The organism is Thiosulfatihalobacter marinus, assembly GCF_016019955.1.
In the GTDB taxonomy this organism is placed as follows: domain Bacteria; phylum Pseudomonadota; class Alphaproteobacteria; order Rhodobacterales; family Rhodobacteraceae; genus Shimia; species Shimia marinus_A.
In genome coordinates, this window is record NZ_JAECRZ010000004.1 from 117149 (window position 1) to 129621 (window position 12473).

The 12473-nt window shown below is 63.2% G+C and carries 13 protein-coding genes; 11 read left to right on the top strand and 2 right to left on the bottom strand.

Going from position 1 to position 12473, the window contains the following annotated elements; genetic code table 11:
* Positions 1-9 precede the first annotated feature (9 nt).
* The 5 genes from I3253_RS07725 to maiA all read left to right on the top strand — a co-directional run bounded on the left by I3253_RS07725 (position 10) and on the right by maiA (position 4300).
* A complete protein-coding gene (locus I3253_RS07725; RefSeq protein WP_197917084.1) occupies positions 10-960 on the top strand; it encodes an MBL fold metallo-hydrolase in 951 nt (316 codons plus the stop codon).
* Positions 961-1144: 184 nt separating this feature from the next.
* Complete coding sequence (locus tag I3253_RS07730; protein ID WP_197917085.1) at positions 1145-2755, top strand: FAD-dependent oxidoreductase; 1611 nt, start codon at positions 1145-1147, stop codon at positions 2753-2755.
* A 5-nt stretch (positions 2756-2760) separates the two neighbouring features.
* Entirely contained in the window at positions 2761-2967 is a 207-nt protein-coding gene (locus I3253_RS07735) for a DUF2783 domain-containing protein (protein WP_197917086.1), read from the top strand.
* Positions 2964-3509 (top strand): VOC family protein, encoded by a 546-nt coding sequence (locus tag I3253_RS07740; protein WP_197917087.1) that lies wholly within the window; start codon positions 2964-2966, stop codon positions 3507-3509. Before I3253_RS07735 ends, I3253_RS07740 begins: the two co-directional genes overlap by 4 nt.
* Before the next feature lie 149 nt (positions 3510-3658).
* Complete coding sequence (gene maiA, locus I3253_RS07745; RefSeq protein ID WP_197917088.1) at positions 3659-4300, top strand: maleylacetoacetate isomerase; 642 nt, start codon at positions 3659-3661, stop codon at positions 4298-4300.
* A 44-nt stretch (positions 4301-4344) separates the two neighbouring features.
* Here maiA and hpaR read toward each other — a convergent pair whose 3' ends face one another.
* Positions 4345-4785, bottom strand: a complete 441-nt coding sequence (hpaR, locus tag I3253_RS07750) for a homoprotocatechuate degradation operon regulator HpaR (protein WP_197917315.1) — start codon at positions 4783-4785, stop codon at positions 4345-4347.
* Between the two features lie 98 nt (positions 4786-4883).
* On the opposite strand from hpaR, the gene I3253_RS07755 reads away from it, so the two are divergent.
* The 6 genes from I3253_RS07755 to I3253_RS07780 all read left to right on the top strand — a co-directional run bounded on the left by I3253_RS07755 (position 4884) and on the right by I3253_RS07780 (position 11290).
* Positions 4884-6296 carry a pyridoxal phosphate-dependent decarboxylase family protein gene (locus tag I3253_RS07755; RefSeq protein ID WP_197917089.1) on the top strand — a complete coding sequence of 471 codons (1413 nt, stop codon included), beginning with the start codon at positions 4884-4886 and terminating at the stop codon, positions 6294-6296.
* Between the two features lie 108 nt (positions 6297-6404).
* Positions 6405-7583, top strand: coding sequence for a substrate-binding domain-containing protein (locus I3253_RS07760; RefSeq protein ID WP_197917090.1), 1179 nt, complete (start codon positions 6405-6407; stop codon positions 7581-7583).
* Positions 7584-7657: 74 nt separating this feature from the next.
* The gene (locus tag I3253_RS07765) at positions 7658-8422 is read left to right on the top strand and encodes an ABC transporter ATP-binding protein (RefSeq protein WP_197917091.1); all 765 of its coding nucleotides are present in this window, start codon (positions 7658-7660) and stop codon (positions 8420-8422) included.
* On the top strand, positions 8415-9137 hold the full coding sequence (locus I3253_RS07770; RefSeq protein ID WP_197917092.1) for an ABC transporter ATP-binding protein: 723 nt from the start codon (positions 8415-8417) through the stop codon (positions 9135-9137). Before I3253_RS07765 ends, I3253_RS07770 begins: the two co-directional genes overlap by 8 nt.
* A 61-nt stretch (positions 9138-9198) precedes the next feature.
* Entirely contained in the window at positions 9199-10230 is a 1032-nt protein-coding gene (locus I3253_RS07775) for a branched-chain amino acid ABC transporter permease (protein WP_197917093.1), read from the top strand.
* A 1-nt stretch (position 10231) separates the two neighbouring features.
* Positions 10232-11290: a branched-chain amino acid ABC transporter permease gene (locus I3253_RS07780; protein WP_197917094.1), complete on the top strand. Its 1059-nt coding sequence runs from the start codon at positions 10232-10234 to the stop codon at positions 11288-11290.
* A 2-nt stretch (positions 11291-11292) separates the two neighbouring features.
* Here the strand turns inward: I3253_RS07780 and I3253_RS07785 are convergent, their stop codons facing one another.
* A complete protein-coding gene (locus tag I3253_RS07785; protein WP_197917095.1) occupies positions 11293-12441 on the bottom strand; it encodes a DUF3095 domain-containing protein in 1149 nt (382 codons plus the stop codon).
* Between the last annotated feature and the right edge of the window lie 32 nt (positions 12442-12473).

Genomic DNA, 12473 nt, shown 5'->3' on the forward strand with positions numbered 1-12473 from the left:
AAACCGACCATGGCCAAAGCATTCGCATCCCAGGGCGACATGACCGAAAAGAAAATCACCTTCGACGAGATCGGCGAAGGGCTCTACGCCTTCACCGCCGAAGGCGATCCGAACTCGGGTGTGATCATCGGCGACGACAGCGTGATGATCGTCGAGGCCCAGGCCACCCCGCGCCTCGCGGGCAAGGTGATCGACTGCGTGCGCTCGGTCACGGACAAGCCGATCACCCATGTCGTGCTCACCCATTACCACGCCGTGCGCGTTCTGGGTGCCTCGGCCTTCGGCGCCGGCCAGGTCATCATGTCCAACGCCGCCCGCGCCATGGTCGTGGAACGCGGCCAGGAAGACTGGGACAGCGAATTCCAGCGGTTCCCGCGCCTGTTCGAAGGCCATGAAAGCATCCCCGGCCTGACCTGGCCCACCACCACCTTTTCCGACTCAATGACCGTCTATCTGGGCAACCGCCGGGTCGATATCCGCCAGATCGGGCGCGCCCACACCGCCGGAGATGCCGTCATCCACGTGCCCGACCAGAACGTGATGTTCACCGGCGATATCGTCGAATACCACTCGGCCTGCTATTGCGGCGACGGGCATTTCAACGACTGGGGCGGCACGCTCGACCGGATCAAGGCCTATGGCGTCGACGCCATCGCGCCAGGGCGGGGGGATGCGCTGGTGGGCAAGGACATGGTCAACGCCGCCATCGAAAACACCCGCGACTTCGTGCAAAGCACCTACCGCCCCGCCGCCCGCGTCGCCGCGCGCAACGGCACGCTGAAAGAAGCCTGGGACGCGGTGCGCGCCGAATGCGATCCCAAATTCGCCGATTACGCAATCTACGAACACTGCCTGCCCTTCAATGTCGCGCGCGCCTATGACGAGGCGCGCGGCATCGATACCCCCCGGATCTGGACCGCGCAGCGCGATCTGGAAATGTGGGAGGCGCTCCAGGGCTGACGCAGCCGCTCCTCACGCCCTTGCGGGCTTTCATCGCGAAGACGCCCGCAAGGGCGGAAGAGCCACCGCCGGGATTTGATCCAGATCGTGTAACGCCCGTCGGAACCATGAGACACTGACACCAATCGCTCCGGCTCCCACGCGCCGGATACAGAAGAGACTTGCTCACTCTCGGGAGGAGACCATGAACAAAATCTTTGAAATTCCGCTCTACCCATATACCCACAGCCCGGATCAGGACGCATCGATCCCCGTGCGCCGCAAGGTGGTGGTGATCGGCGCCGGCCCCATCGGGCTTGGCGCCGCCATCGACCTCGCCCAGCAGGGGGTCGAAGTCGTGATCCTGGATGACAACGACAAGGTCAGCTTCGGCTCGCGCGCCATCTGCTTTGCCAAGCGTCCGCTGGAAATCCTGGACCGGCTTGGCTGTGGCCAGCCGATGGTCGACAAGGGCGTCGAATGGGACGTGGGCAAGGTGTTCTTCGACAACCGCGAGGTCTACAGCTTCAACCTGCAACCCGAAACCGGCCACCGGCGCCCGGCCTTCATCAACCTGCAACAATACTATTTCGAGGAATACCTGGTCGACCGCGTACGCGAATTGCAGGCCCAGGGCGCCCCCATCGAGATCCGGGGCCGCAACAAGGTCGAGGCGATCGGCACCCATGACGATCACGTCACCCTCGAGGTCGAAACCCCCGAAGGCGCCTATACGCTCGAAGCCGACTGGCTGATCGCCGCCGACGGCGCCAATTCCCCCACGCGCCGGATGCTGGGGCTGGATTTCGTGGGCCGAGTGTTCGAGGACAATTTCCTGATCGCCGATGTGATCATGGAGGCCAACTTTCCCACCGAACGCTGGTTCTGGTTCGACCCGCCCTTCAATCGCGGCCAGTCCGCGCTGCTGCACAAACAGCCCGACAATGTCTGGCGGATCGATCTGCAACTGGGCTGGGACATCGACAAGGAACGCGAGAAGCGCCCCGAAAACGTGATCCCGCGCCTGCGCGACATGCTGGGCGACAAGGTCGAATTCGAACTGGAATGGGTGTCGATCTACACCTTCCAGTGCCGCCGGATGGAGAAATTCCGCCATGGCCGCGTTCTGTTTGCCGGGGACGCGGCGCATCAGGTATCGCCCTTTGGGGCGCGCGGCGCAAATTCCGGCCTTCAGGACACGGACAACCTGTGCTGGAAGCTCGGCATGGTGATGGCGGGCAAGGCGCCCGAAACGCTGCTGGACAGCTATGATGTGGAACGCATCCACGGCGCCGACGAGAACATCATGAACTCCACCCGCTCCACCGATTTCATTACCCCGAAATCGGAAACCAGCCGGATCTTCCGCGACGCGGTTCTGGACCTGTCCGAGCAGTATGATTTCGCCCGCCCGCTGGTCAATTCGGGGCGCCTTTCGGTGCCCTGCACCTATGACGGCTCGCCGCTGAACTCCGCCGACGCGCTGGACGGCCCGTCACGCACCCGCCCCGGCTCGCCCTGCCCGGACGCGCCGCTGGGCGACGATTTCCTGCTGTCACGGCTGGGCGGCCGCTTTACCCTGCTCACCATCGATGCCGACGCTCCCGACAGTTTCGAGGAGGACGGGGTCGAGGTCACGCGGCTGGCGCTTTCGGTCAGGGACGATCCCACGCTGGAGCTGAAACGCCGCTACCTGGGCGATTGCGACAGCGCCGTCTACCTGATCCGCCCGGATCAGCACGTCGCCGCCCGCCGCCCCGGCTTTGATGAAACCCACTTCCGCACCGCGCTGCGCCGTGCCCTTGGCAAGGAGTAACAAGGATGTCCGACCAACTGATCCTGACCCCCAATATCGACACCCCGGATGATTTCTACGCCGATCTTCTGGCCGCCCATGAAGGGCTGGACAAGGCCCAGAGCGATGCGCTGAACGCCCGGCTCGTGCTGGTGCTGGCCAACCATATCGGCGACCGCGCCGTGCTGTCCCAGGCACTCAGGGCCGCCGCACTCAAGGAGCAACAGTCATGAAAATCGAGCAGATCCACCACGTCGCCTATCGTTGCAAGGACGCCAGGGAAACCGTGGAATGGTACGGCAAGATGCTGAACATGGATTTTGTCCTCGCCATTGCCGAGGATCACGTCCCCTCCACGCACGAACCCGATCCCTACATGCACCTCTTCCTGGATGCCGGCAACGGCAACGTTCTGGCGTTTTTCGAACTGCCGACCAAGCCGGAAATGGGACGTGATCCAAACACCCCGGCTTGGGTGCAGCACATCGCCTTCAAGGTCAAGGACCGCGACACATTGCTGAAGTTCAAGGACCATCTCGAAGCCAATGGCGTCGAGGTTCTGGGCGTCACCGACCACTCGATCTTCCATTCGATCTATTTCTTCGATCCCAGCGGCCACCGCATCGAACTGGCCTGCCCGGACCCCGAGGAAGAGGCCCTTCTCGAACGCATGGACGCGGTCAAATGGGACATGCTCGAAGAATGGAGCCGCACCAAGAAAGCGCCCCAACACGCCGCCTGGCTTCACGCCAGGGAACTGGGCAAGGGCGCCTGACGCCGCCGGGGCATTGGCAAGCGCCCTGGCATGAAGCGGATTGAAACCCGCCTGCCCCCATAAGGCGCATTTTTTGTTAACATCGCAATCAAAATGCGTTAAACCCAAGCAACCGGCCCCTCCGGGCCGGTTGTGTTCAGGGGGGCTGCATGACCGAAACGATCCTCTACGATTACTGGCGCTCTTCGGCGAGCTATCGGCTGCGCATCGCGCTGAACCTGGCCGGGATCGACTATCGCGCCGTGCCGGTCGATCTGGTCAGGGGCGACCACAAGACGCCCGCGCATGTCGCCCGCAACCCCCAGGGTCTGGTCCCGGTGCTTGACATCGACGGCCAGCGCTTCACCCAGTCCCTGGCCATCCTCGACTATCTCGACACGACCCGCTCTCTGGGTCTGCTGCCCGCCGACCCCACCGCCGCGGCGCATCTGCGCGCGCTGGCGCAAACCGTCGCGGTGGACGTGCATCCGGTCTGCAATGTCTCTGTCGCCGGGTTCGCCGCCACCTACATCTCGCAGGACAGGCAACACGGCATGGCCACCTGGATGCAGCGGTTCATCCCGCCCGGTCTGGCCGCGTTCGAAACGCTTCTGGCCGGGTTCGGCCAGGCCCCCTATTGCGCGGGCAATGCGCCGTCCCTGGCCGATATCTGCCTGATGCCGCAGCTTTACAATGCCCGCCGCTGGGACGTGGACATCTCTGAATTCCCGCGCATTCTGGCAGTGGAAAAAGCCTGCGCCGCGCACCCGGCCTTTGCCGCCGCGCATCCCGATCAGGTCAGGCCGGACTGAAGGCGGGCAGACCCAAAGGTGGACCGGATCAGAGCCGGGCCGCGCTATAATTCCAGATCGTTCAATTCGTTCAGCAACGCCAGAAGGCGCGTATATTTCGCGTCGCCCAACTGGTCGCGAAACTGCTTGGCATAGGCAAGGCTGGCCGGCATGTTGCTGGCGATCAGATCATGCCCGGCCTGTGTAACCGTGATCACCTGCCGGCGCCGGTCCACATCGTCCTGCGCCCGCGTCACCAGCCCCTTTTCCTCCAGCTTCTGCAAGATCCGGGTCAGGCTGGGCAACAACAGAACCGCCCGCTCCGCGATGCTGGTCGGATCCAGCGGCCCCTCCTCCACCAACACGCGCACGACGCGCCATTGCTGCTCGGTCACACCGGCATCGGCCAGCATATGGCGGATCGGCCCCATCACCTTTTCCCGCGCGCGCAACAGCGCGATCGGAAGCGATTGTGACGTGGACGGAATTCTGGTGTCTTTCGTCATGATTTCTTCATGCACGTCATGGGCGAAAAAGGCAAATTCATTGTGGTGCAAACCCGTCCCCATGCTATCACCTGTCCGCAAGTCAGATCGGAGGCCGCATGGACTGGGCAGAATTTTCCCGTTGGGGCACAAGGCTTTCCAACTGGGCGCGCACGTATCACGAAACCATCCGCACCCGTCCGGTGCGCGCACAGGTCGCGCCCGGCTCGGTTCACAACGCCTTGCCCGAAACGCCCCCGGCCACCGGCACGCAGATGGAGGCAATCTTTGCCGATTTCGAACGCATCGTGATGCCCGGCATCACCCACTGGCAGCACCCGCGCTTCTTTGCCTATTTCCCGGCCAATGCCACGCCGCCCTCGATGCTGGCCGAATACCTCGCCACCGTGATCGCCCCGCAATGTATGCTCTGGCAAACCTCCCCGGCCGCGACCGAGATGGAAACCCGCATGATCGACTGGCTACGCCAGTCCGTCGGCCTGCCCAAAGGGTTTTCCGGCGTAATCCAGGACAGCGCCTCCTCGGCCACGCTGGCGGCCGTGCTGACCATGCGGGAAAAGGCCCTGAACTGGCGGGGCAATCAACAGGGGCTGGCCGGCCAGCCGCCCCTGCGCGTCTATTGCTCTGCCGAGGTGCACACCTCGGTGGATCGCGCCATCTGGGTGGCGGGGATCGGGCAGGACAATCTGGTGCGCATCCCCACCACCGGCCCCACCCGCGCCATGGACCCGGCCGCGCTGGACGCCGCGATCACCGCCGACATCGCTGCCGGGCTGACCCCGGCGGGCATCATTGCCTGCACCGGCGGCACCGGCACCGGCGCCTGTGACGATATCGCCGCCACCTGCGACGTGGCCGAAAAACACGGCCTCTACCTGCATGTCGATGCCGCCTGGGCCGGGGCGGCGATGATCTGCCCGGAATTCCGCACGCTCTGGCACGGGGTCGGGCGCGCCGACAGCGTCGTCTTCAACCCGCATAAATGGCTGGGCATCCAGTTCGACTGCTCTGCCCATTTCGTGAAAACCCCGGACGATCTTGTGCGCACGCTGGCGATCCAGCCCGAATTCCTAAGAACCCATGGCAAGGACGGCATCGTCAACTATTCCGAATGGTCCGTCCCCCTGGGCCGCCGCTTTCGCGCGCTCAAGATCTGGTTCGTTCTGCGCATCTACGGGCTGGAAGGTCTACAGCAGATGATCCGCAATCACGTGACCTGGTCTCAGGAGCTGTGCGAAGACATCCGCGCCCTGCCCGGCTTTGAAATCGTCACCGAACCGGTGCTCTCGCTGTTCCTGTTCCGCTACGCGCCCAAAGGGGCCAAAGACCCCGATACGCTCAACCAAACCCTGGTTGAGCGGATCAACGATGACGGGCGCATTTACCTCACCCAGACCCGCGTGAACGGGGATCTGGTGGTCCGTTTTCAGGTCGGGCAAGTCGCGGCCACGCGCGAGGATGTGCGCCTGGCCCTTGAAGTCATTGAGGAAATTGCCGCTGGCCTGGGGTGATTCCCGGACTACGTATTTTCCCCGAATTGACCGAAATCGCTTCTGCCTCCTACCATGAGGTCAATGGTTCCGGCGTCAAACCGGGCTTGATCTCAGGGAGGAAACCTCATGAAGAAACAATTGCTTGCGGGCATGGTCTCGGCGCTGGCACTGGCCGGTGCCGCACATGCCGAAATCAAGATCGCCCATATCTATGGCAAGACCGGCCCGTTCGAGGCCTATGCCAAACAATCCAATGACGGGCTGATGCTGGGGCTGGAATACGCCACCGGCGGCACGATGGAAGTGAATGGCGAAAAGATCGTCGTCATCGAAAAGGACACCCAGCTCAAGCCCGAGAATGGCAAGGCGCTGCTGGAAGAAGCCTATGGCGACGACGAGGTGGATCTGGCCATCGGCCCGGTCAGCTCGGGCGTGGCGCTGGCAATGCTGCCCGTGGCCGAGGAATACGAAAAGCTGCTGGTCGTGCACCCCGCCGTGGCCGACTCGATCACCGGTGCCAACTGGAACCGCTATATCTTCCGCACCGGGCGCAACTCGTCACAGGATGCCGTCGCCCAGGCCATCGCCATGGCCGGCCCGGACGTGAAAATCGCCACGCTGGCGCAGGATTACGCCTTTGGGCGTGACGGCGTGTCGGCCTTCAAGGAGGCGCTTGAAGGGACCGGCGCCGAGGTCGTGCACGAGGAATACGCGCCCACCGACACCACCGATTTCACGGCGGCGGCAGAGCGGATTTTCAACGCCATGAAAGACCTTGACGGCGAGAAGAAGGTGTTCATTCTCTGGGCCGGCGGCGGCAACCCGCTGGGCAAGATCCAGGCCATGGACCCGTCCCGCTTTGGTATCGAGCTGGCCACCGGCGGCAATATCCTTGCGGCGCTGAAAGGCTACAAGGACTTCCCCGGCATGGAAGGCGCGATCTACTACTATTATGAACTGCCCGACAACGAGGTGAACGACTGGCTGGTGAAAACCCATCAGGAGCGGTTCGGCACCCCGCCCGATTTCTTCACCGCGGGTGGCATGGCCACAGGTATGGCCGTGGTCGAGGCGCTCAAGAAAACCGGCGGCAACACCGACACCGAAACCCTGATCGCCGCCATGGAAGGCATGGAGTGGATGACCCCCAAGGGCATGATGAAATTCCGCCCCGAGGATCATCAGGCGCTGCAATCCATGTATCACTTCAAGATCCGCGTGGATGACAATGTGGAATGGGCGATCCCGGAACTGGTCAAGGAACTGACCATCGACGATCTGCCGATCCCGATCCGCAATCAGTAATCCGAACCGCCAACCGAGGCCCGGCGGTCGCGCCGCCGGGCCTCGTGCTTTCCCAGTCAAGGGAACCATTCCCGATGTCTCATCCCATCCTTGAAACAACCGATCTGACGGTCCGTTTCGGCGGTCATGTCGCGGTCGATCGCATTTCCTGCACTTTCAACACCGGCGAGCTGACGGCGATTGTCGGCCCCAACGGTGCGGGCAAGACCACCTATTTCAATCTGATTTCCGGCCAGATTGCGGCCAGCGCCGGCAAGGTGGTGCTCAATGGGCGTGACATCACCCGCCTGTCGGTGGCGCAACGCACCCATCTGGGGATCGGGCGCGCCTTTCAGCTGACCAACCTGTTTCCCAACCTGAACGTCCTGGAAAATGTCCGCCTTGTGATCCAGTCGAAAGCCGGGCGTGGCTTCAACATGTTCTCGATGGCCTCCACCCATGACGACCTGACCACCCCGGCGATGGAAATTGTCGAGCGTGTACGCCTGTCCGGCCAGGCGCTGCAACCGGTCAGCGAGCTGTCGCATGGCGACCAGCGCAAGCTGGAAGTGGCCCTGCTGATCGCGCTTGATCCTCTGGTCTACATGTTTGACGAACCCACCGCCGGAATGTCGGTGGACGAGGCGCCGGTGGTGCTTGATCTGATCGCCGAGCTGAAACACCGCAAGGACCGCTCGATCCTGCTGGTGGAACACAAGATGGACGTGATCCGCACCCTCGCCGATCGCATCATCGTTCTGCATAACGGCGCGCTGGCCGCCGATGGCGAACCGGCCGGGGTGATGGCCTCGGACGTGGTTCAGGAAGCGTATATGGGCAAGGAGCTGGACATTGTCTGATCCCATTCTCTCCCTCAGGGGCGTGCGCACCAACATCGCGCAATATCATATCCTGCAAGGGGTCGATCTGGAGGTGCCGCGCGGCGCGGTGACGATGCTTCTGGGGCGCAATGGCGTGGGCAAGACCACGACGCTGCGCACCATCATCGGCCACTGGCGCGCGCATGAGGGCCAGGTTCTGTTCGACGGGCAGGACATCACCCGCCTGCCCACCCCCGCCATTGCCCGGCTGGGCATCGGTTTCGTGCCCGAGGACATGGGCATTTTCTCGGACCTGTCGGTCGAAGAGAACATGGTGCTTGCCGCGGTCTCCGGCCCGATCGATTCCACACGGCTGGAATGGTTGTTCACGGTTTTTCCGGCGCTGGAAACCTTCTGGAAGAAAGAGGCTGGCACGCTTTCGGGCGGGCAGAAACAGATGCTGACAATCGCCCGCGCCATGATCGAGGAACGCCGGCTTTACCTGATTGACGAGCCCACCAAGGGGTTGGCGCCGGCCATCATCTCGACCATGGCCCGTGCCTTGCGCGAGTTGAAGGACCAGGGCGCTTCGATCCTTCTGGTGGAGCAGAATTTTGCCGTGGCCCGCGCATTGGGCGACAGCGCCAATGTCATGGATGACGGGCGCCGGGTGTGGTCGGGCCGGATGCAGCAACTGGCCACCGACGCCGCTTTGCAGGAACGGCTGATGGGCCTGAGCGTGGAGGCGGGATGATGCGTGGGTTGCGAGGGCGGATTTTGAGTATTTCTGGAACAATGAAAGAGGGTGTATCGCCATGAGTGCCGCACCACAGCATAATCCCACCATGGCGCGCATGTCGCTGGCCGAACGGCTGGCGCCCCATGCGCCGGTGTTGTTGATCGTCGGGCTGATGATCCTTGGGCTGATCGCCATTCCGTCCACCTCAAGCTGGCTGACGCTGACGGTGTCGGGGCTGGCCATGGGCATGATGATCTTCATCATGGCCAGCGGTCTGACGCTGGTTTTCGGCCTGATGGATGTCATCAATTTCGGCCATGGCGCCTTTGTGTCGGTGGGTGCCTTTGTCGGGATCAGCCTGTTGCTGGTTCTGGAACAGATGACCGGCGCGCCGGCGCTTTGGCTGAACCTGACGGCGATGATGGTGGCCATTGTCGGGGCCATGGCCGCGACCGGGCTGATGGGCTGGGCCTTTGAAAGGGTGATCGTAAAGCCGGTCTATGGCCATCATCTCAAGCAGATCCTCGTCACCATGGGCGGGCTGATCGTGGTGGAGCAGCTGATCATCGTGCTTTGGGGGCCGGAAGAGATATTCATCAACCGCCCCGAGGCGCTCAAGGGCGCGATCACCTTTGCCGGGGCTGCGCTGGAGAAATACCGGCTGGTGGCGGTGGGTATCGGGATCGTGGTGTTCCTGGCGATGCGCTGGGTCTTGCGGCGCACCAAGATCGGGCTGATCGTGCGCGCCGGGGTGGAGAATGGCGAGATGGTCGAGGCGCTTGGCTATCGGTTGCGGCTGGTCTTTGTCGGTGTGTTCATCGCGGGCTCGGCGCTGGCCGGTCTGGGCGGCGTGCTTTGGGGGCTGTATCAGGAGGTCATCACCGCGCAGATGGGCAACCATACCATGATCCTGATCTTCATCGTCGTGATCATCGGCGGGCTGGGGTCGGTCGAGGGCTGTTTCATTGGCGCCTTGCTGGTGGGGCTGATGCAGAATTACGTGGCCTTTCTTGAGCCCAAGCTGGCGCTGATTTCCAATATTGGCCTGATGGTGGCGATCCTGATGTGGCGCCCGATGGGCATGATCCCGGTTGTGAAGGCGAAGTGACATGCTGACCAAGATCCTTTCGGGCGACATGCCCCGTTCCACCGCGCTGGCCGTTGTATTGATCGCGATCCTGATCGGACTGGCCTTTGCGCCGTTCATCTTCCCGGGCGTACGTTCGGTGGATACGGCGGCGCGGATCAGTATCTTCATCGTGCTGGTGGCCTCTTATGATCTGATGCTGGGTTATGGCGGCATCGTCAGCTTTGCCCACACCATGTTCTTTGGCCTTGGGGCCTATGGCGTGGCGCTGGCCAGCACCCATATGGGGCGTGGTTTCGATGCTCTGCTGGTCGGCTCGGTCTCGGGCGCGCTGATCGCGGCCTTGCTGGCCTTGCTGATCGGGCTGTTTTCGCTGCGGGTGCGCGCCATCTTCTTTGCCATGATCACGCTGGCCGTCGCCTCGGCCGTCGCCGTGCTGGTCTCCCAGCTTTCGGGGCTCACGGGGGGGGAAGACGGGCTATCCTACAAGATCCCGCGCGCGCTTGGCCCGGCGTTCAAATTCGCGGACGGAGAGCTGTTCGGCGTCAGGATGGACGGCAAGTTGTTGAAATATTATCTTGTCTTCTTCTCAAGCCTGATCCTGTTCCTGGTCATGCTGCGCATTGTGCATTCGCCCTTTGGCCGTGTCCTTCTGGCGATCCGCGAAAACGATTTCCGGGCCGAGGCGATCGGGTATCGCGTGGTGCATTACCGCGTGGCCGCCACCTGTATTTCCGCGGCCATTGCCGCGCTGGCGGGGGCGCTTTACGCGATCTGGCTGCGCTATGTCGGGCCGGACACGTCGCTCTCGATGGAGATCATGATCGACATCCTGCTGATGGTTGTCATCGGTGGCATGGGCACCATGTATGGTGCCGTGATCGGGGCAACGCTTTTCGTGCTGGCGCAGAACTATTTGCAGAACCTGATGGATGTGGCGGCGAACGCGGTCACGGGCGTCCCGATCCTGCCCGACCTGCTGAATGCCGACCGCTGGTTGCTGTGGCTGGGCGTGCTGTTCATCCTGTCGGTCTATTTCTTCCCCACCGGCATCGTCGGGCGCCTGCGCCAACCGCGATAGACTTATCTTTGCATCAGGGCCGCGGCGCGGGCATACCCCCCCGCCGCGCCATCCACGAAATGCATGTGTTCGGACTCGACCGCCGAGGGCACGAGGCAGGTCATCAGCGCCTCTTCCTGAGCGTGCAGGCCATAGCGGATCAGCCCGTCATCCGCCGCGCGTTCCAGCACCGCCTCGATCCGGCTGCGTGAGGCGGCATCGCAATCCAGGGTCATTTTCAAACCGTCATCGAACTTGCGGAAATCGGCATGGCCGGACACGTTGGCGCGATAGGCGGAGGGCACAAACCGGCCCAGCCGCAGATTGGTCACGAACATGATCCAGATCGCAAGGTTCTGCCCCAGAAGAAGCAGCTTCATCGCCCATACGGGCCATGTGCCATGATGCGCCTGGGCCTCCAGCGAGATACCGGGTGGCGGGAACCGCATCCCCGGCCCGTTGCGGGGCACCGGATGACCGTTCTGATGCGCCGCGCCCGCCGCGTTGATCACCTTATGCGCCACCTGCGCAAAGGCACTTTCGCTCACGCCCTGGCGCGGCTTCATCACCAGCGACAGGATTTCTCCGTTGCGCGCGCGCAGGTTCGACCAGCGGCAGCTCAGCCCGGTCAGATCCGGTTCGCCCGGATCGCCCCGCTCGGGCAGGGCCAGCACACCGCCCTTCATCTGCGCCTCGGCCCAGGCCACACCGCCGCCGCTGAACATGGCGTAATCCACCTTTTCCGCCGGGGAATGGCGGGCCACGCGCACATCCCGCCCGGCGGCGCGGATCTCGGCCACGCTGACCATGGCGGCGCGCAGTTCCATGCCGAATTCCCGCAGCGCCCAGCGCCGCACCGCATCCAGCGCCCGTTCCGCCGCCGCGCGCTGCGCGGGCCACACCGCGAACCCGGCGCCATCGCCGCCAAAAACATAGGGCAGCGGGCGCATGCCGGCCGCGTTCATCTGGGCCGAGATCACCGCCGCCCCCACCATGTTCACCACCTTGTAACGCCCGCGCGCGATCTCGGCGGTGGAGCCGACGATATCGGCCACGCCCACAACCCAGTCATCGGGCAGCGGCACATAGTGCACGGGATCGCTCAGCCGGTCGAAATCGGTTTCGCTGGGCAAGTTCCGGTAAAAATCCTGCGTAGACTGTTTCAAAGACATACCCTGACTTTCTCTTGCAGGACTCTTCCCGC

Coding starts and splice junctions, on each gene's coding strand:
- I3253_RS07725 (WP_197917084.1), top strand. CDS start 10: ATGGCCAAAGCATTCGCATCCCAGGGCGACATGACCGAAAAGAAAATC.
- I3253_RS07740 (WP_197917087.1), top strand. CDS start 2,964: ATGAAAATCGAGCAGATCCACCACGTCGCCTATCGTTGCAAGGACGCC.
- I3253_RS07775 (WP_197917093.1), top strand. CDS start 9,199: ATGAGTGCCGCACCACAGCATAATCCCACCATGGCGCGCATGTCGCTG.
- hpaR (WP_197917315.1), bottom strand. CDS start 4,785: ATGACGAAAGACACCAGAATTCCGTCCACGTCACAATCGCTTCCGATC.
- I3253_RS07765 (WP_197917091.1), top strand. CDS start 7,658: ATGTCTCATCCCATCCTTGAAACAACCGATCTGACGGTCCGTTTCGGC.
- I3253_RS07730 (WP_197917085.1), top strand. CDS start 1,145: ATGAACAAAATCTTTGAAATTCCGCTCTACCCATATACCCACAGCCCG.
- I3253_RS07760 (WP_197917090.1), top strand. CDS start 6,405: ATGAAGAAACAATTGCTTGCGGGCATGGTCTCGGCGCTGGCACTGGCC.
- maiA (WP_197917088.1), top strand. CDS start 3,659: ATGACCGAAACGATCCTCTACGATTACTGGCGCTCTTCGGCGAGCTAT.
- I3253_RS07780 (WP_197917094.1), top strand. CDS start 10,232: ATGCTGACCAAGATCCTTTCGGGCGACATGCCCCGTTCCACCGCGCTG.
- I3253_RS07785 (WP_197917095.1), bottom strand. CDS start 12,441: ATGTCTTTGAAACAGTCTACGCAGGATTTTTACCGGAACTTGCCCAGC.
- I3253_RS07755 (WP_197917089.1), top strand. CDS start 4,884: ATGGACTGGGCAGAATTTTCCCGTTGGGGCACAAGGCTTTCCAACTGG.
- I3253_RS07735 (WP_197917086.1), top strand. CDS start 2,761: ATGTCCGACCAACTGATCCTGACCCCCAATATCGACACCCCGGATGAT.